Source organism: Burkholderia sp. 10_S31 (assembly GCF_056930375.1).
In genome coordinates this window covers 2,036,780-2,055,907 of sequence record NZ_JBXOWK010000001.1, presented here as the reverse complement: position 1 = coordinate 2,055,907, position 19,128 = coordinate 2,036,780, and the positions used below count along the sequence as shown (strand labels likewise).

The 19,128-nt window shown below is 68.5% G+C and carries 16 protein-coding genes; 11 read left to right on the top strand and 5 right to left on the bottom strand.

Features of this window, described 5'->3' with window-relative positions:
• Nucleotides 1-8: 8 nt before the first annotated feature.
• Genes AC1Z3W_RS09250 through AC1Z3W_RS09240 form a run of 3 tightly spaced genes read right to left on the bottom strand, consistent with a single transcriptional unit; the run spans nt 9 to nt 4,836 of the window.
• Nucleotides 9-1,271, bottom strand: a complete 1,263-nt coding sequence (locus AC1Z3W_RS09250; protein ID WP_175824720.1) for a cytochrome c — start codon at nt 1,269-1,271, stop codon at nt 9-11.
• Nucleotides 1,268-1,963: a (2Fe-2S)-binding protein gene (locus AC1Z3W_RS09245; protein ID WP_483507481.1), complete on the bottom strand. Its 696-nt coding sequence runs from the start codon at nt 1,961-1,963 to the stop codon at nt 1,268-1,270. The genes AC1Z3W_RS09250 and AC1Z3W_RS09245 overlap by 4 nt, the downstream gene beginning before the upstream one ends.
• Nucleotides 1,960-4,836, bottom strand: coding sequence for a xanthine dehydrogenase family protein molybdopterin-binding subunit (locus AC1Z3W_RS09240; protein ID WP_483507480.1), 2,877 nt, complete (start codon nt 4,834-4,836; stop codon nt 1,960-1,962). The genes AC1Z3W_RS09245 and AC1Z3W_RS09240 overlap by 4 nt, the downstream gene beginning before the upstream one ends.
• A gap of 500 nt (nt 4,837-5,336) precedes the next feature.
• Here AC1Z3W_RS09240 and AC1Z3W_RS09235 point away from each other — a divergent pair, with 500 nt between their 5' ends.
• From AC1Z3W_RS09235 to AC1Z3W_RS09185, 11 genes are all read left to right on the top strand, one after another.
• Entirely contained in the window at nt 5,337-6,887 is a 1,551-nt protein-coding gene (locus AC1Z3W_RS09235; RefSeq protein ID WP_057925150.1) for a sensor domain-containing diguanylate cyclase, read from the top strand.
• A gap of 292 nt (nt 6,888-7,179) precedes the next feature.
• On the top strand, nt 7,180-7,455 hold the full coding sequence (locus tag AC1Z3W_RS09230; RefSeq protein WP_057925149.1) for a hypothetical protein: 276 nt from the start codon (nt 7,180-7,182) through the stop codon (nt 7,453-7,455).
• A 232-nt stretch (nt 7,456-7,687) separates the two neighbouring features.
• On the top strand, nt 7,688-8,725 hold the full coding sequence (locus tag AC1Z3W_RS09225) for a succinylglutamate desuccinylase/aspartoacylase family protein (protein WP_124832000.1): 1,038 nt from the start codon (nt 7,688-7,690) through the stop codon (nt 8,723-8,725).
• Nucleotides 8,726-8,833: 108 nt separating this feature from the next.
• Complete coding sequence (locus tag AC1Z3W_RS09220) at nt 8,834-9,130, top strand: type II toxin-antitoxin system MqsR family toxin (RefSeq protein ID WP_483507479.1); 297 nt, start codon at nt 8,834-8,836, stop codon at nt 9,128-9,130.
• 2 nt (nt 9,131-9,132) lie between these two features.
• Complete coding sequence (locus AC1Z3W_RS09215; protein ID WP_124832348.1) at nt 9,133-9,534, top strand: type II toxin-antitoxin system MqsA family antitoxin; 402 nt, start codon at nt 9,133-9,135, stop codon at nt 9,532-9,534.
• Nucleotides 9,535-9,851: 317 nt separating this feature from the next.
• Nucleotides 9,852-10,412, top strand: a complete 561-nt coding sequence (locus AC1Z3W_RS09210; protein ID WP_057925146.1) for a GNAT family N-acetyltransferase — start codon at nt 9,852-9,854, stop codon at nt 10,410-10,412.
• A gap of 56 nt (nt 10,413-10,468) precedes the next feature.
• Nucleotides 10,469-11,410 (top strand): ABC transporter substrate-binding protein, encoded by a 942-nt coding sequence (locus AC1Z3W_RS09205; protein WP_057925145.1) that lies wholly within the window; start codon nt 10,469-10,471, stop codon nt 11,408-11,410.
• Between the two features lie 41 nt (nt 11,411-11,451).
• Nucleotides 11,452-12,501: an LLM class flavin-dependent oxidoreductase gene (locus AC1Z3W_RS09200; protein WP_057925144.1), complete on the top strand. Its 1,050-nt coding sequence runs from the start codon at nt 11,452-11,454 to the stop codon at nt 12,499-12,501.
• A 7-nt stretch (nt 12,502-12,508) separates the two neighbouring features.
• The gene (locus tag AC1Z3W_RS09195; RefSeq protein ID WP_124832004.1) at nt 12,509-13,867 is read left to right on the top strand and encodes an LLM class flavin-dependent oxidoreductase; all 1,359 of its coding nucleotides are present in this window, start codon (nt 12,509-12,511) and stop codon (nt 13,865-13,867) included.
• Nucleotides 13,868-13,934: 67 nt separating this feature from the next.
• Nucleotides 13,935-15,719 carry an amino acid ABC transporter permease/ATP-binding protein gene (locus AC1Z3W_RS09190; RefSeq protein WP_124832006.1) on the top strand — a complete coding sequence of 595 codons (1,785 nt, stop codon included), beginning with the start codon at nt 13,935-13,937 and terminating at the stop codon, nt 15,717-15,719.
• 34 nt (nt 15,720-15,753) lie between these two features.
• Complete coding sequence (locus AC1Z3W_RS09185) at nt 15,754-16,686, top strand: ABC transporter substrate-binding protein (protein ID WP_124832008.1); 933 nt, start codon at nt 15,754-15,756, stop codon at nt 16,684-16,686.
• Between the two features lie 102 nt (nt 16,687-16,788).
• On the opposite strand, the gene AC1Z3W_RS09180 is transcribed toward AC1Z3W_RS09185, so the two are convergent.
• The gene (locus AC1Z3W_RS09180; RefSeq protein WP_483507478.1) at nt 16,789-17,883 is read right to left on the bottom strand and encodes an LLM class flavin-dependent oxidoreductase; all 1,095 of its coding nucleotides are present in this window, start codon (nt 17,881-17,883) and stop codon (nt 16,789-16,791) included.
• A gap of 61 nt (nt 17,884-17,944) precedes the next feature.
• Entirely contained in the window at nt 17,945-18,910 is a 966-nt protein-coding gene (locus AC1Z3W_RS09175) for an ABC transporter substrate-binding protein (protein ID WP_175824711.1), read from the bottom strand.
• Nucleotides 18,911-19,128 lie beyond the last annotated feature (218 nt).

Genomic DNA, 19,128 nt, shown 5'->3' with positions numbered 1-19,128 from the left:
CACACGCGTTATCGACGCATGGCCTTCACGTCGGCCGGCGTGACGTTCGCGGGCTGGCCGCCCCACGTCGCGCGCAGGTAGTTCGCGAGCTGCGCGAGTTCGTCGTCGCTCAGCGTGTGCGCGAAACCCGGCATCGGCTGCAGGTTCTCGAAGCCGGCGAACTTCTGCTCGTCGATGCCGTCGAGCATCGCGACCAGCAGGTTGCGCGAGTCGCCCTGACGCAGCGTCGAATTGCCGTTCATCGGCACCGCCACGTGCGGCTTGCCTTCGCCGCTGAAGCCGTGACAGCCCGCGCACACCGCGAGATACACCGAGCGGCCGGCCGCGAGCTGCGCGGCGTCGGCCGACACCGGCTTCACCGGCTGCGGCGCCGGCGGCGTATCGCCGAGCAGGTACACGGACAGCGCGCGCAGGTCGTCCTTCGTCAGGTATTGCGTGCTCAGGTGCACGACCGGATACATTTCGCCGAACGCCGAGCCTTGCGGCGCGATGCCGACGCCGAAGAACGTCTGCAGGTCGGTGCCCGTCCAGCCGCGCGCAGCGAGGCCGGCCGGCGTGATGTCCGGTGCGGCCACACGGCCGAGCGCGGCGCCCGCGAACGGCTTCGCGCCGTCGAGCTGGCCGGTGAACGCGCGCGGCGTATGGCATTCCGCGCAGTGACCGAGCGCGCCGGCCAGATAGCGGCCGCGTTGCCAGTCGGCGGACTGGCCGCTCGATGCGTCGGGCAGGCTGTCCTTCAGGAACACCATGTCCCAGAACACCATGCCGAAGCGCAGGTTGTACGGGAACTTGAGTTCGTGCGCGCGGTTTTCCTGCGCAACCGGCTTCACGGTCTTCAGGTACGCGTACATCGCGTCGGTATCGGCACGCGTGAGCTGCCGGTACGACGTGTACGGCATCGACGGATACAGGCGCTTGCCCGGCGCCTTGCCGTCGTGCAGCGCGGCGTAGAAGTCGTCCGCGCTCCAGCTGCCGATCCCGTGATCCTTGTCGGGCGTGATGTTCGAGCCGTAGAACGTGCCGAACGGCGATTCGAGCGGCGCACCGCCGGCGAACGGCGCGCCGTCCTTCGCGGTGTGGCACGCCGCGCAGTCCGCGGCCTTCACGAGATAGCGGCCGCGCGCGACCGGGTCGGCACCGGGCGCGCCGGAAGCCGCGCTCGAGGCCGGCGCGTCATGGCCGCCGCAGGCGGCGAGCAGCAGCGCGCAGGCGGCCGCGAGTGCGGGCAAGCCTGCGGCCCGCGCGGCACGATGGGCGAATGTGCGTTTCATGCGGCGTCCTTCACGAGTCCCGGCGTCGTCAAAATCACGTCCTTCACGGCTTCGTAGTAGCGGACGTAACCCGTGCAGCGGCAGATGTGCGCATTCAGCGCATCGGTGATCGTGCGCTCGACGTCGGCCTTCGCGATCGGCTCGCGCTTCAGGCGCTCGATCAGCACCGTCGCCGCGTTGACGAAGCCCGGCGTGCAGTAGCCGCACTGGAAGCTGAAGTGCTCGAGGAACTTCTGCTGGATCGGTGACAGCTCGACCACTTCGCCCGCTTCGTTACGCTTCGCGTGGCCTTCGATCGTGCGGATCGAACGGCCGTGGAAGAAGTGCGCGCCGGTGATGCAGGTGCGCATTTCCTCGCTCGTGCCGTCCGGCTTGTCGACGATCACCACGCATGCGTGGCAGATGCCCTGCCCGCAGCCGAGCCGCGAACCGGTGAGGCCCGCGTACTCGTGCAGGAACTCGATCATCATCAGCTCCTCGGGCACCTGCATCGGGCCGACGGACTTGCCATTGATGTTCACCGACAGCGGCTTCTGCTGAAAGCGGACGAGCGGACGCTCGACGGCGACCGGCGCGGCAGCGGGTGCGGCCGGCGCGGATGCCGGAGCGGCCGAAGCCGCGTCAGGCGCGGACGCGCCGGTCGCCGTCGCGCTGGCGCTCGCGGCCGAAGCCGCGGTTTGGGCGGTCGTCATGCGAGCACCTCCTGAATCTTTTGCGGGGTCACCGGCAAATCGGTGAAACGATGGCCGATCGCATGCGCGATGCCGTTCACGATCGCACCAACGACGGGGATCATCACCACTTCGGCGACTCCCTTCGGCGGATCGGTCTCGGACAGCGGCGGCAGGATGTCGCCCGTCTGCGACCACACGGCGACGTCGGTCGCGCGCGGCAGCTGGTAACGGTTGAAGTTCCACGTGCCGTTGCCGGGGCCATCCTCGTAAAGCGGCAGGTACTCGTGCAGCGCATGGCCGATGCCCATCGCGAGGCCGCCCTGCAACTGGCCCGACACGAGCTGCGGCGAGATCTGATTGCCGCACTCCATGATCGAGTGATGCGCGAGCAGCTCGACCTTGCCGGTCGCCTCGTGCACGGCCAGCTCGACGAGCGTGCCGACTGCCGTGTAGTACGTGACGGCGGCGTTGTTGCGGCTCGTCGGCGGGATGAACACGCGCTTGCGGTCCAGCACGCGGTAGCCGTTCGCGGTCGGCGCCAGCGTGCCGCGCATCGCGGTCGCGCCTGCCGGCGCGGCGGTGCCCGGCATCGGGCCATCGTCGCCGGTCTTCGGCGCGCCGACGCGCAGCGACAGCCCGTCGATCGGCAGACGATCGACCGCGCCGCCTACTTCAAACTCGGCGTCGGTCCACTGCCAGCGGTTGAACACGTGCACGACGGCGCCGGTCGGCAGGCCGAGCGCATGCGCCTGCTTCGCGAGCTGCTCGAACGTCAGCGGCTCGAGGCCGTCGGCGGTCAGCTTGCCGTCGACCCAGCGCGCGTCCTCGATGCGGATCGTGTACGGCGCGGCCTGGCCGCCGCCGAGGCCGCGCGTCCAGATCGACATCGCGGCCGGCCACAGCCCGTAGCGGAACACCGCGCGCGCGGCTTCGCGCGTGCTGTGCGTGAAGTAGTACGCGGAGTTCGTCGCGCTCGACGGCGACGCATAGCCCGGCGACCAGCGCGGGTTCGCGCTCAGGCGGTCCTGGTCGGCCTGCGACATCAGATACGGATCGCCGCTCGTCTCGACCGGCAGGTCCGGCCATTCGGTCAGCGCGACGCGCACCTCGGTCGCGGGACGACCGAGCCACTTCGCGACCGCGACGGCTTGCGACGTCGACATCCCGGTGCCGATCTCGGCGGCCGTGTGATGCAGCGACACCTTGCCGTTCTCGTCGAATTCGACCTTCGCGAACGATGCCTCGGCACCCGTGCCGAAATCCTTCTGCACGCACGCGAAGCCGACGCCGTAGCGCCTGCCCGGGTTCGCTGCCTCGAATTCGGCCTTGCGCGCGGCGCGCCGCGTCCACAGCGGATGCTGCTTCGCACGCTCCAGCACTTCCTCGACGCGCAGCGCGCCCGCGGGAATCGCGCCCTGCGTGTTCTTCATCCCCGAACGCAGCGCGTTGCGCAGGCGGAAATCGATCGGATCGAGATTCAGTTGCGCGGCGATTTCGTCGACGGCCATCTCGGTCGCGGCCATGCTCTGCAGCGTGCCGTAGCCGCGGGCCGAGCCGGCGTCGATCGCGCGCGATGCGATCGCGACCGCCGCGAGATCGCTCTTCGGGAAGTAGTAGATCGATTGCGCGGCCGTCGCGCCGACCATCGCGACCGACGGCGAGAAGTTCGAGCGCCCGCCGCCGTTCGCCTCGAAGTCGCCCTTGAACGACTGCAGCAGGCCCGTGTTGCGATCCACCGCGATCCGGTAATGCATCTTGAACGCGTGACGCTTCAGCGACGTCTGGAACTGCTCGTAGCGATCGTTCGCGAACCGCACCGGGCGGCCGTCCGCATACAGCGCACAGACGAGGCCGTAGAACGGCACGTTGAAGTGATCCTTGGAGCCGTAGCCGACCGTGTAGCACGGATGCACGAACAGCTTCTTCACCGAGAAGCGGCACTTCGCGACCATCGCGGCCGCGTTCTCCGCCACTTCGAGCGGCGACTGGGTCGGTACGACGAGGTGCAGCGACTGCGTCGCGGCGTCGTACCAGCAGTTCGCGTTGTCGGGTTCGAGCGCGGCGGTATCGACCGACTGCGTGTTGTACTCGCGGTCGAACACGAGCCAGTCGGCCGACGGACGATCGAGTTCGGCCGCGATCTGGCCGGCCAGGAACATCCCCTGCTCGTCGAGCTTGCCGTGCTCCTTGCCGTCCGGCCAGACCGGCAGGTGCTTGCGCATCATGCTCGGGAAGATCGGCGCGTCCTTCAGGCTCGAGTAGACATCGTCGTCGTAGGCCGTCTTGCCGCCCACGCGCACATAGCGGAACGTGCCCCACGGATCGCGCTCGAGCGGGCCGGTGACAGCGCCGTAGCGGATCACGTCGTCGCGGAACTTGAGCGCGTTCTTCGCGAAGCGAAAGCGCGCGAAGTCGTGATAGATGAGGATCGCGACCGCATGGCCCAGATACGCGGGCGTCTTGCCCGCGGGCAGCAGCATGTCGTCGCCGTAGAACGCCGGGAATGCGACGCCGTCGCGCGCGAGATCGTCGGCCGTGACCACACGGTCCGGTTTCAGTTCGTCGCCGAGCAGCGACAGGTCGAAACCTGCGTAGATGCGGTCGGCCTGCGTGACGCGCAGGATCAGCGCGTGCGACTGCTGCTGCGGCCAGTGCGGCATGTCGGCCGCGCGCACGTCGCGGGCGAACACTTTCGCGCCCGTGACCTTCGCGATGCCGTCGATGCGGAATTGGGGGATGCCGGTGACGCTATCCCATTTGACGGGTGTGAGGAGTTTTTCTTCGAAGAGCGCCGCGAACGCGCGGCTGCCGATGGGCGCGACGTAGACCGCGACGCCCGCCAGCACGCTGGCTTTCAGAAAACCCCGCCGTGACAGGCCGTGGTTTTTCATTGGGATAACCTCCTGATGCGGCTCGGACGGCGATCGGGTGTCGCGGCGTTCGGAGCGGCGCGCATTCTGGCATTGTTTTGGATATATCGCCTATAGTATTTCTCGCATGAATTACTTATTGGATTTCTTATGATCGGATTCAGACGGGCTGTGGCGGCCGGTCGCGGGTGGCATCCGCGCGAGGCAACGCGGCGGCGCGGGGCCGCATCGAGCACCGTCCGCCGATCGCGCGCCATCGGCAGGCCACGTGCGGCGCGCGGCGAATCCGATCCACGGGCGGCTACCCGACATCGTCCCGTCCGCAACGATCCTGCCCTCGCGCCGGCGAATGCGCAAGGCTCTCGCGGCCGTGGTTTACGACTACTTGCCGACGCGCCCGCACGGCACGCTCGGTCGATGTTTCATGGTAATGTCGTGCGCATCCGGCTCGCCGGTCATCCCGCCACGTGCCGTGCGGGCCGGCCGGCGGTGAATCGCATCGTGTCGAGGTCAAAAAAGCCATGGCAGTCAAGGCACGCCTCCTGAACGCTGTTCTCGCCACCCCCCCCTGCGGCAATCACCGCGTGACGGCCGCACTGCGCCCGTCGATGCTCGTCACGCTGTTCGAGGACGTGCGGCCGATGGCACTATCCGGCCTCGCCAGCGCGTTCGTCGCGGCGATCGCGCTGATCCGGCTCCAGCAACTGTGGTGTTTCGTGTGGCTCGTCGTCGACGTCGCCCTGCTCGCCGCGCGGCTCGCGATCGCACGCGCATATACGATACGCCGCGCCGCCGGCGACGATCGCGCCGAATACTGGGCGCGGCGCTATGCGCCCGTGTCGCTCGCCGCGTGCTTCGTGCTCGGCCTCGGCGTGATGGGCTGCGTGGATGCGCCCGACGTCGAGCTCGGCACGCTGTCGGTGATGGTCGCGGGCGGCGTGTTCGGCGGGATCGCGTCGCGCAATTCGGCGCTGCCGCGGCTCGCGATGACGCAGGTCACGCTCGGCGTCGTGCCGATCGGCATCGGCGCGCTGCTGGTCTCCCGGCCGGGCGCATGGCTGCTGCTACCTCCGCTCGTGATCTATCTTGCCGCCATGCGCACGGTCGTCCAGCGCCATTACCGCGTGCTGGTCGCACTGATCGCCGCACGCCAGCGCAATGCCGAGCTCGTCGCGCACTTCGACGCCGCCCTGACCTACATGCCGCACGGCCTCTGCATGATCGACGGCGAGAGCCGCGTGATCGTCGCGAACCGGCGCACCGCACAATTGTTCGGCTCTCCGCGCGAAATCATGCTGGACACGCCGCTGCCCGACGTCGTCGCGGCGCTGGGCACGAACACGGTCACCGATCCCGACGGCGCCGGTCTCGCCGCGCAATGCGACGTCTGGCTGAGCCACGACGAACCGGAGCCGCTCGACATCACGCTCGCCGACGGCCGCCAACTCGAACTGACGCGCCATCGCGTGCCGGACGGCAACGCGGTAATCATCGTCGAGGACGTGACCGCGCGCCGCCGCACCGAGCAGCACATCCGGCACCTCGCGCGGCACGACGCGCTGACGGGATTGCCGAACCGCCACGAACTGCATGCGGAACTCAAGCGGATGCTCGCGCATCGGCCGCGGCTGCCGAGCGCCACGCTCGCCGTCATGTATCTCGACCTCGACGGCTTCAAGGCGATCAACGACCGGTTCGGCCACCAGGCCGGCGACGAAGTGCTCACGCAGGTCGCCGAGCGGCTCGGCAAGACGCTGCCGGCCGGCGAGCTGGCGGCGCGGATCGGCGGCGACGAGTTCGTCGTCGCGCTCGACGCCACCACGATGCAGGCCTGCTCGGTCCTCGCCGCGCGCATCATCCAGCAAATCTCGGCGCCGTATACGCTGTCGATCGGCGAAACCGTGAGCTTCGGGATCAGCATCGGCATCGCGCTCGACGACGGGCACGGCTCGCCCGACGAACTGATCCGGCAGGCCGACAGCGCGCTGTACGATGCGAAGTCCGCCGGCAAGGGGATCTACCGCTTCTATTCGGCCGGCAGCCGCCGCGTGGCGCCTGCGGCCGCGAGCTGAACGCACTGGCGCCCTCGTTTCCGCCGCCCGTTTCCGTCGCCCGTTACCGCGCTTCCCTGTACGTCCCTTCGCTTCCCGCGATTCATTTCCGCAACACGTTGCCTGGCACGGCGCGTGCGCGCATGTGTTCGCGTCGCACGGCCATGTCACGTGACGTGTTCCGTAACATCGGCCCGCGCCGCGCGTCACGATCGCCGCAGAAGCCCGCACGATCTCAGCGTTGCGCGGTGTTTCATGGTTGGCACTCTTATTGCTCCTTGACTGGAAAAGAGGATGTCAGGGGAGCCCGCACATGAATACCGTCGAAGTCCTCAGTCGCGCAGAAACGATCGATCAACTGGATGTGATCGACGGTGCCTCGCTGATCCGGCGGCTCGTTTCCGAGCGCCGCACGACCGCCGCCCGTGAAGCCGTGTGCGTCGACAACCCGCCGCTGACGCTGTACGGCGCCTTTCGCCAGGGCGTTACCGATCATGCGGCGCGACGCGCGAATCCGTATCGTGCCGGCAGCCGCTTCTGGGCGCTGTGGGAAGAAGGCCGTATCGAAGCTGAAACGTCGGGGCGTTGACGCGATCGCGCGTGCCGGCCCTGTCGCGACAAGGGGCTGACGCGCAACGCGGCGCGCGCGAGCCCGCAAGCGTTTCAGCGCTGCAACATCGCACGCGGCTGGTCCCGTTGCGCATGTCGTGTCTTCGCGCATGGGTCGAGTGACGGCATTCGGCGCCGCGCGCACCGCGCCCGCCGCGCGGCGGGCGTTTCCCGATAAGATGGCAGATTCCCGTTCTTCGAACGATGCCGCCATGACCGCCTCCTCTTCACACCGAAATCCCATCCACTGCGAAATCGACCTCGATGCACAAGGCAAGCATGCGGGCTACCTGCGCCTGCCGCATTCCGTGCATCGCTCCGCATACGGCTGGCTGCCGATCCCGATCGCGTCGATCCGCAACGGCGACGGTCCGGTCGCACTCGTGATGGCCGGCAACCACGGCGACGAATACGAAGGCCAGATCATCGTGTCGCAGCTGATGCGCGAGATCGATCCGGAGATGATCAGCGGGCAACTGATCCTGCTGCCGATGGCGAACTTCCCCGCGGCGGACGCGGGCCTGCGCGTGTCGCCGCTCGACGAGGGCAACCTGAACCGCAGCTTCCCCGGCGATCCGGCCGGCACGCCGACGCAGATGATCGCGCACTACATCGAGCATGCGCTGCTGTCGCGCGCGCAGTATCTGGTCGACCTGCATTCGGGCGGCAGTTCCTTGCTGTACCAGGGCGGCAACATGCTCGCGATCGATCCGCTCGACGACGACGAAGCCGCGAAGCTCAACGGGCTGCTCGTGGCCTTCGGGCTGCCGAACGCGCTGCTGCACGCGCCGAACCCGGTGCATTCGGCATCGGCCGCGCGCCGGCAAGGCGCGATCTCGATCGTCACCGAACTCGGCGGTGCGGGGATGGCCGATCCGGCGCTGATCCGGCTCGGCCGCCACGGGCTGCTGCACTACCTCGGTCATATCGGCCTGCTGCGCGGCCCACTCGTGCCCGACGCGCCGCCGACCGTCACGCGCTTCCTGCGCGTCGACGGCGATCGCCACTTCGTCTATGCGTACGAACGCGGGCTGTATGAACCGCTCGTCGAACTCGGCGACCAGGTGACGGCCGGCCAGCCGGCCGCATGGGTGCACTTCCCCGATACGCCGCTGCGCGAGCCGGTGCTGCATCGCTTCAAGGGCGACGGCGAAGTGGTGTGCAAGCGCGTGCCCGCGCAGGTGCAACGCGGCGATTGCCTGTTTCAGCTGGCGGAGGCGTCGACGCCGCCGCGCCTCATCGGTCAATAGGCCAAATCCGGATCCATCTCTTTCCTGTGCTGTCTGCCGGTAATCGCGGACGGCACGCGTGCGCCATTAACCAACCTGACAAATTAACCCTTTTGGTTATGATCGCAGATGGAAAAGAGAACGCCTCACTGCAAGCTGTCCCGGGTCAAGGCACTCATCGAGATCGGCAGCGTCCGGATGACGACGAGTGCGGTATTCGGCGCCCGGCAACCGGGTTTCACGGAAACGGAGGCAATCGGTGTCGTGATGTCGCTGGACACCGCCGATTTCTACAAGAGCATGACGACCTACGCCGACCACACGATCTGGCAGGACGTCTATTGGCGTCGCACCGTGAACGGCGACGTATATCTGAAACCGACCGTGATAGACGACGTGTTGATCGTGTCTTTCAAGGCGCGATGAAAATGAAGTGTCCTGCGTGCGGTGCCGCGAAACTGGTCCGTGATACACGAGACATCCCTTACACGTACAAGGGCCGCTCGACCGTCGTTCGCGATATAACCGGCGACTTCTGTCCGGCCTGCGGAGAGTCGGTGCTTGATATCGACGAGGCAACCCGGCTTGGGGAAGCGATAGGCGAGTTCAACAAGCAGGTGAACTCGACCATCGTCGACCCGAAGTTCATTGCGAAGGTGCGCAAGAAGCTGATGCTGGATCAACGCGAGGCGGCAGAGCTATTCGGCGGCGGCGTCAATGCGTTCTCGCGCTACGAAACCGGCAAGACGAACCCTCCGCTTGCCCTGGTGAAGTTGCTCAAGATTCTGGATCGTCATCCCGATCTGCTTGCCGAAGTGCGCGCAGCCTAGGGGCCTGTTCACGCTCGCCGTTCGGCATTGCGCGTGCGTGGAACAGGAAATTCGACGCATGCGCACCTTCCTCGTCGCCCCTTCCCCTGCAAGCCTTCTGACTTCCCCCGCGAAATCCTTATCGAAATTGCTTCGTTCGCCTTTGCCGTCCGCACCGCTAACGTGTTCCAAACGGCGGCGGCACGCCGGATGTCTCGCAGGATACCCAACGGCCGCCGCCATCACGACAACCGCGTCGCGATAACGGAACAGACCGGACGGGCCGTGTGCCCCGCCCCCGCCAGGAACGTCCGCATCGCGCGCCCTTCGCGATGCCCATGGCCACGAACGACCGCATCATCGACACGACACCGCTCGACGTCCGCGCCCAGCCGCTGATCGACGCGCTGATCGACGAATACGCGACGCGCTACGACGCGTACCGCCCCGACAGCCGCGCGTCCGCACGCGACGAACTCGCGCGTTATCCGGCCGGGCTGTTCGCGCCGCCCGAAGGCGCGTTCGTGCTGCTGCTGCGCGACGGCGAAACGATCGGCGGCGGCGCGTTCAAGCGCTACGACGCGCAAACCGCCGAACTCAAACGCATCTGGACCCGCGCGGACCTGCGCCGCCAGGGGCTCGCACGCCTGATCGTCGACGCGCTCGAACTGCGCGCCGCGCAGCAGGGCTATCGACGCGTGTATCTGACCACCGGCTTTCGCCAGCCCGAAGCGTGGGCGCTGTACGACCGCACCGGCTATACGCGGCTGTTCGATTCGTCGATCGAGCCCGAAGCGTATTTCCACCTGCGCTTCGGCAAGGATCTCGCCGATCCGTCGCGCACGTCGACGCTCGCCGACCTGTGGGCGCCGCTGCCTGAAGCAGTGCTGCCGCGCTGAACGCCCCGCCTCATCCACTTCCATTCCGTACGACACGACAACGACAGGACGCATCCATGCAACGAGCCGCACCCTTCACGCCGCGCGCGATCCGCACGCTGGCCGCCGCGCTGATCGGCGTGACCGCGATCACCGCCGCCGCCGCGACCTTCGACCTGAGCCCCGAGCAGCGCGGCCGTCCGCGCGGCACGGTCGATGCGGCCGTCGAGCGCGCGGTGCCCGCGTCATTCAAGTTCGCCGAAGCCGGCACGCTGACGATCGGCGTTGCACCGAGCCTGCCGCCGATCAGCTCGTATGCGACCGACGCGCGCACGGTGATCGGCTTCGACGCGGACGTCGGCCAGCTCGTGTCCGACAGCCTCGGCCGCAAGCTGAAGATCGTCCCGCTTGCGTGGGCCGACTGGCCGCTCGCGCTCGAATCGGGGAAAGTCGACGCGGTGATCTCGAACGTCACCGTCACCGAGGAGCGCAAGCAGAAGTTCGATTTCTCGACCTACCGCAAGGACCAGGTCGGCTTCTACGTGCGCAACGACAGCAAGATCCAGTCGATCCGCGAACCGAAGGACGTCGCGGGGCTGCGCATCGTGACCGACGCCGGCACCAACCAGGAAAAAATCCTGCTCGCGTGGGACCGCGAGAACGTCGCGCACGGCCTGAAGCCGGTGCAGGTCCAGTACTACGACGACCAGGCGATGCGGATCGTCGCCGTGCAGTCGGGCCGCGCGGATGCCGTGTTCAGCGTGAACTCGGTGCTCGCGTACCAGAGCGCGCAACAAGGCAAGACGCGGCTCGTCGGCGCGATCAGCGGCGGCTGGCCGCGCACGGCCGACATCGCGATCGCGACGCGCCGCGGCAGCGGGCTCGCCGATCCGCTGACCGTCGCGCTGAACGGGCTGATCAGGAACGGCCGTTACCAGCAGATTCTCGAGCGCTGGAACCTCGCCTCCGAAGCGATCGACCAGTCGCGCACGAACCCGCCGGGCTTGCCGAAGAGCTGAGCGCCGTCCCTTCCACGCGTTGTGCAGGAACGCCGAACACCATGTCTTATTCGCTTTCATTGCTGGACAAGAGCCCGATCGCCGACGGCGCGACCGCCGCCGACGCGCTGCGCTTCACGACGACCCTCGCGCAGCGCGCGGAACAGCTCGGCTACGAGCGCTTCTGGGTCGCCGAGCATCACGGCGCGCCGGGCTTCGCGAGCTCCGCGCCCGAGATCGTCGTCGCGCACCTGCTCGCGCACACGTCGCGCATCCGCGTCGGCTCGGGCGGCGTGATGCTGCAGCACTACAGCCCGTTCAAGGTCGCCGAGTCGTTCAGGCTGCTCGCCGCGCTCGGGCCGGGCCGCGTCGATCTCGGCGTCGGCAAGGCGCCCGGCGGACTGCCGCTGACCACACGCGCGCTGCAGTGGTTTCACGACAAGGCGAAGAAGCCCGACTTTGCGGGCCAGCTCGCGGCGCTCGATGCGTTCCTCGGCTGGGGCGTCGCCGAAGATCATCCGCTTGCCGGCGCGCTCGCGATGCCGGTGCCGCCACACGCGCCCGAACGCATCCTGCTCGGCGGTTCGCCCGACAGCGGCGCGCTCGCCGCGCGCCACGGCTGGCGCTTCTGCTATGCGGGACACTTCAACGGCGACGACGCGAACCTCGAGCGCTCGCTGGCCGCGTATCGCGACGCGGGCGGCACGCGAGCGCTCGTCGCGCTGTACGCAGTCGCCGCGCCGACCCGCGACGAGGCCGAGCAACTGATCGGATCGCTCAAGATCTTCAAGCTGCAGTTCGCCGGCGGCCAGAGCTTCAACCTCGCGAGCGCGCAGGCCGCTGCCGAATTCGCGCGGCAAAGCGGCGCGTCCGACTACCGGATCGACGAGCTGCGCCCGACCGTGCTGGCCGATACGCCCGAGCGCGTGCACCGCACGCTCGATGCGCTGAGCCGGCGGCTCGACGTCGACGCGTTCGTGATCGACTCGCCGGTGACCGATTACGCGGCGCGGCTCGCGTCGGCCGAATGGCTCGGCGGCGCGCAGTCGATCACGCCCGTACAGGCGGCCCTTTCGGCCGAACGTTCCCTTACCCCCGACCAGAACGCGTGACGCTCCCATGACGACCCGACGATCGATTCCCTTCGGCCTGATGCTGCAAGGCGCAGGCAGCCACATGAACGCATGGCGGCACCCGAGCAACCCGCCGGACGCGAGCATCAACCTCGACTTCGCGATCGGCATCGCGCGCAAGGCGGAAGCCGCCGGCATCGCGTTCGCGTTCGTCGCGGACGGCCTCTACATCAACGAGAAGTCGATCCCGCACTTCCTGAACCGCTTCGAGCCGCTGACCGTGCTGTCGGCGCTCGCGGTCGCGACCCGGAAGATCGGGCTCGCGGGCACGATCTCGACGTCGTACAGCGAGCCGTTTACGGTCGCGCGCCAGCTCGCGTCGCTCGATGCGATCAGCGGCGGGCGCGCGGGCTGGAACGTCGTGACGACGCCGCTCGAAGGCACCGCGAAGAATTTCGGCAAGGCGCATCCCGAGCATGCGCTGCGCTACGAGATCGCCGACGAATACCTCGAAGTCGTGCAGGGGCTGTGGGATAGCTGGGACGACGACGCCTTCGTGCGCGATCGCGCGACCGGGCGCTTCTTCGATCGCGACAAGCTCCACACGCTCGACCATCACGGCCGCTTCTTCCAGGTCGCCGGCCCGCTGAACATCCAGCGCTCGCCGCAGGGCCAGCCGGTGATCTTCCAGGCCGGCTCGTCCGACACGGGCATCGGGCTCGCGGGCAAGTATGCGGACGCCGTGTTCACGCATTCGCCGTCGCTCGACGAAACGGCTGCGTTCACGCGGCGCGTGAAGCAAAGCGCGGTCGAGCACGGACGGCAGCCGGGCGACGTGAAGATCTTCCCCGGGGTCGGGCCGATCGTCGGCCGCACGGCTGCCGAGGCGGAAGACAAATACCAGGCGATCCGCGACCTGCTGACGATCGACGAGGCCCTCGCCTATCTCGGCCGCTACTTCGATCACCACGACTTCACGCAGTACGCGCTCGACGCGCCGTTCCCCGAACTCGGCGACCTCGGCCGCAACAGCTTCCGCTCGACCACCGACCGGATCAAGGCCGACGCGAAACGCAAGCATCTCACGCTGCGCGAGACGGCACTCGCCGTCGCGACGCCGCGCCCGAACTTCATCGGCACGGCCGAGCACGTCGCCGACGAACTGATCCGCTGGCACGACGCCGGTGCCGGCGACGGCTTCATCCTCGGTTTCCCTGTACAGGCGCAGGGCGTCGACGACTTCGTCGACCTCGTGATTCCGGTGCTCGAGGCGCGCGGCCGCTACAGCCGCGACCTGCCGGGCAGCACCCTGCGCGACCACCTCGGCCTGCCACGCAAGGCAAGCCGTCATGCGGCGCCGGACGCCGCGCAAAAACAGGACGACGCGGCCGAAGCGCACGCGTAACGCCGATGCGCCGACGCCCCGCTACGCCCGGCGCTTCCGACCGACCCGATCGAGGACCTACACCGACATGAGCGACACGACCCATCTCGGCGGCACGCTGCCGCCGCTCACCTCCCACGGCGTGCGCAACACCGGCACGCACCTGCGGATCGTGCCGGCCCGGCACCGGTCGCGCACGGCCGGCACCGTGCTCGCGCTCGTGCTGATCGCGCTCGCGCTGCGTTCGATCCTCGGCAACCCGCAATGGGGCTGGCCCGTGTTCGCCGAATGGTTCCTGTCGCCGCCGGTGCTGTCCGGGCTCGCGCGCACGCTGGTGCTGACGCTGCTCGGCGCGGTGTTCGGCTTCGCGCTCGGCGCGTTCGTCGCGCTGGCCCGGCTGTCGCGCTCGCGCCTGCTCGCCGCCAGCGCGTGGACCTTCGTGTGGCTGTTCCGGTCGATTCCGCTGATCGTGCTGCTGCTGATCCTCAACAACCTCGGCTACCTGTACGAACACGTGCGGCTCGGCGTGCCGTTCACCGACATCGTATGGTTCGACACGCCGACCACCGACCTGATCAGCCCGTTCCTCGCGGCCGTGCTCGGCTTGACGCTGAACCACGCGGCGTTTTCCGCCGAGGTGATTCGCGGCGGCATTCTCGCGGTCGACCAAGGGCAGCTCGAAGCCGCCGCCGCGCTCGGCCTGCCGCGCGGCCGTCAGACCGCGCGGATCGTGCTGCCGCAGGCGATGCGCGCGATCCTGCCAACGGCGTTCAACGACCTGATCACGCTCGCCAAAGGCACGTCGATGGTGTACGTGCTTGCAATGCCCGAGCTGTTCTATACGGTCCAGGTGATCTATCGCCGCAATCTCGAGGTGATTCCGCTGCTGATGGTCGCGACCGTCTGGTACCTGATCATCCTGACCGTGCTGTCCGCGATCCAGGTGCAGGTCGAACGCCACTATGCGCGCGGCGCGCTGCGCAACCCGCCGCCGTCCGCGCTGACGTTCGTGCTGGTGCGCGTCGGTGCGCTGTGGCGGCGTGCCGCGGCACGCAACGCGACAGTCGCCGCAACGGCCCGCGATCACGCCGCAGTCGCTCCGGTGCCGCACACCGGCGGCGAAATTGCCGTGCACAACGTATCGAAGCAGTTCGGCCTGCAACGCGTGCTCGACAACGTGTCGTTCGTCGCGCCGCGCGGCAGCGTGACGGTGATCGTCGGGCCGTCCGGTTCAGGCAAGTCGACGCTGCTGCGCACGATCAATCATCTCGAACGCGTCGACGACGGCTTCATCGACATCGACGGCGAGCTGATCGGCTATCGGCGCGACGGCGACGTGCTGCACGAGTTGAAGGAGCGCGACGTGCTGAAGCGGCGCACGGCGGTCGGGATGGTGTTCCAGAACTTCAACCTGTTTCCGCACCTGACGGTGCTCGAGAACCTGATCGAGGCACCGGTTGCCGTCGCGGGCGTCACGCGCGATGCCGCCGAGCGCACCGCGCGCACGCTGCTCGCGCGCGTCGGCCTCGCCGACAAGGCCGATGCCTATCCGCGCCAGCTGTCCGGCGGCCAGCAGCAGCGCGTCGCGATCGCGCGGGCGCTCGCGTTGCGTCCGAAGGTGCTGCTGTTCGACGAGCCGACGTCGGCGCTCGATCCCGAACTGGTCAACGAAGTGCTCGACGTGATCAAGGAACTCGCGCGCTCGGGCACCACACTCGTGATCGTCACGCACGAAATCGGCTTCGCGCGCGAAGTCGCGGACAACGTGCTGTTCATGGAGCGCGGCCGCGTCGTCGAGTCGGGTCCGCCCGCCGTCGTGCTCGACGCGCCGACTCATCCGCGCACGCGCGCGTTCCTGTCGCGGGTGCTGTGATGCAAGCGGCTCACGACCTGCGAGGAGACCGCCGATGATCGACCGACGCCAGTTCATGACCGCCGCGCTCGCGGTCGCATCCGGCCTGCGCTGGCATGCAGCCGATGCGGCCGCCGCGACGGCGGGCCTCGATCCGCGCCAGGCCGGCCGGATCCGCGCATCGCGCGACGACGCGGCGATTCGCGCGGCAAGCCACTATCGCTGGGTGCGCGATGGCGCATTCACGGTCGCGATCTCGCCGCACGCGCCGCCGGTGTCGACCTATGCGACCGATGCGCGCACGGTGGTCGGCGCGGATCCCGACTACGCGCAGCTCGTCGCCGACGCGCTCGGCCGCACGCTGGTGCTGGTGCCGATCGCGTGGGCCGACTGGCCGCTCGGGCTCACGTCCGGCAAGTACGACGCGGTGATCTCGAACGTCGGCGTGACCGAGAAGCGCAAGGAGAAGTACGACTTCACGACCTACCGGCTCGGGCTGCACGGCTTCTACGTGCGCACCGCGAGCCCGATCGCGAGGATCGCCGAACCGAAGGACGTCGCGGGCCTGCGCATCATCACCGGTGCGGGAACGAGCCAGGAGCGCATCCTGCTCGAGTGGAGCCGCCGCAATGTCGCGCAGGGATCGAAAGCGACCGAACTGCTCTATTTCGACGACGATGCGGCGGCACGCGTCGCGCTGCTGTCGGGCCGCGCCGATGCCGAGCTGAATCCGAACGCGTCGCTCGCATACGAGGCTGCGCGCGACGGCAAGATCCGCCGGGTCGGCGTCGTCAACGCGGGCTGGCCGGCGAACGCCGATGTCGCGATCGCGACGCGTCGCGGCAGCGGGCTCGCGCCGGCGCTGACGCTCGCGACGAACACGCTGATCGGCAACGGCCGCTACGGGCAGGCGCTCGCGCGCTGGGGGCTGCAGAGCGAGGCGGTGGCGCGCGCGGAGACGAATCCGCCGGGGTTGCCGTCGTTCTGACGCGATGGGCCGACGCACCGATGCACGAAATGAAATCGCCCCGGCACTTCACGATCGAAATGCCGGGGCGAAACGAAGAATCGACCGTCGTCGCGTCGTCGCCTATGCCGTCGCCGCCGCGTGATGCTGGTCGAGTTCCGCCACATGTGCATGAATCGCCGGAATCAGATCCCCCCCATAGGCCAGCGCATCGTCGAGCGGATCGAAACCGCGAATCAGGAACGTCGACACGCCGAGCCGGTAATACGCGCCGAGCGATCGTGCGACCTGCTCGGGCGTGCCGACGAGCGCGGTCGAGTTCCAGCGCGCGCCGGTCAGGTTCGCGACGCCCATCCACAGCCGCTCGTCGAGCACGTCGCCCTGCGCGGCCGCGGCCATCAGCCGCTGCGAGCCCGCGTTCTGCGGCGCATGGCCATCGATCGGCTGGCCGTTCGCGAGCCGCGCGGCACGCACGCGTTCGCGGATCGCCTCGGCCTTCTCCCACGCGGCGGCTTCGGTATCCGCGACGATCGGCCGGAACGACACGCTGATGCGCGGCGCGCGTCCGAACGGCGCCGCAGCGGCCCGCACGCGCGCGACCTGCTCGCGCACCGCGGCGAGCGGCTCGCCCCATGTCATGTAGACGTCCGCGTGCTGCCCGGCCACGGCCAGCGCGGCCGGCGACGAACCGCCGAAATAGATCGGCACGTGCGGCCGCTGCGCGCCTTTCACGACCGGCGACGCGCCGCGCAGCCGGTAGAACGCGCCGTCGTGATCGACCGGTGCATCGGCGAGCCAGATCCGTTTCAGCACGTCGAGATACTCGCCGGTGCGGCGGTAGCGTGCGTCGTGCGGCACGAAATCGCCGTCGCGCTGGAGGTCGATGTCGTCGCCTCCCGATACGACGTTCAGCGCGAGCCGCCCGCCGGTGAAGACGTCGAGCGTCGCGATCTGCCGCGCGGCGGCCGACGGCACGATCACGCCCGGCCGGTGCGCGAGCAGGATGCGGATGCGTTCGGTCGCGGCGGCCGCGAACGACGCGACGATGAAGCCATCCGCCGCGTTGCTGAAATGGCCGACCAGGACCTGGTCGAAGCCGGCGGCTTCGTGCGCCTGCGCGAAGCGCCGCACATAGTCGGGCTGGACGGCGGCGCCGCCCGGTACGTCGACCTCCGCGCCGGGTGTCGCGGTGATCATGCCGATGATGTCGACAGGCATGTCGGGTTGTCCTTCTGGTGATTCTGGCGGTGGATCGGAATGGGACGACTCGGCGGCACGGTCACGGAGCGGCGGCCGTCTTCTGCGCAGGCACCGCGAACGCGCCTGCATACGAGCGGTCGAGCAGCTTCGCCGTGTCGTACGCGGCCGGAATCACGCCGGCCTTGTGCAGGAAGTCGGCGGTGTTCTGCGCATCCTTCGCGGCCGTGTCGTCGACGGGGCCCACGCGCTGGTGCGCGTTGTTGAGCCAGCGGTACGCGACGTCCGGCTCGAGCTTCGCGCGCTTCGCCCACAGGTCCGCGTACTCGCGCGGATGGCTGTCGACCCACTGGCGTGCGGCCACCACACGCCTCAGGAAATCCGTGATCTCCGCGCGCCTGGCCGTAGCCGCCTGCTCGTTCGCGGCGACGAAGCTGAGCGCGGGCATCAGCCCCTGCGCGGTCGTCACCGGCCGCGCGCCCTGCCGCAGCGCAAGCGTGCTGACGAACGGCTCCCACAGCGACACGGCGTCGACCGAGCCGTTCGCGAGCGCATTGGTCGCATCGATCGGCATCAGGTACGCATACTTGACGGAATCCGCGCGCAAGCCGGCGTGTTCGAGCGCGCGCAGCACGAGCTGCTGGCTCCACGCGCCGCGCCACACGGCAATGGTCTTGCCCTGCAGGTCGGCGACGGTGCGCACCGGCGAGTGCTTCGGCACGAGGATCGCGACGCCGTCGAGGCTCTGCCGCGACACCGCGACGACCTTCACCGGCGCGCCGCGCGCGGCCAGCGTGAGCAGCGCGGAATCACCGAGGAAGCCGATATCGATCGCGTTGCCGTTCAGGCTCTCGGCGACGGGCGCGGCGGCCTGGAAGTGCTTCCACTCGATCGAGTAAGGCAGGTCCTTCAACACGCCGGATGCCTCCATCGACGCCTGGATGTTGAAGTAGTTCTGTTCACCGACGCGCAGCGTGACGGTGTCTTTCGCGATGCCCGGCTGCGCGGCTAGCGCGAGCAGCAGCGCTGTGACGATTCGGCTCAACAACGTGATCTCCCCGGAGGTTGGCGGGCTGCCGCGTGATGGGGGCGCCCTTTGGTCCGCCGGGCCAGGCGGCCGGCGAACGGGATGGAACCGGTGAAGATACGTCGATCCGCGTCATGAGACAAACGCAATATTCTGCTTTGCAAAGATGCAAATATTTTATGGAAAGGCCGCCACGTAGCGACGCCGTCCGCCGGGTTGCAGGGAACCCGTTCGAATGA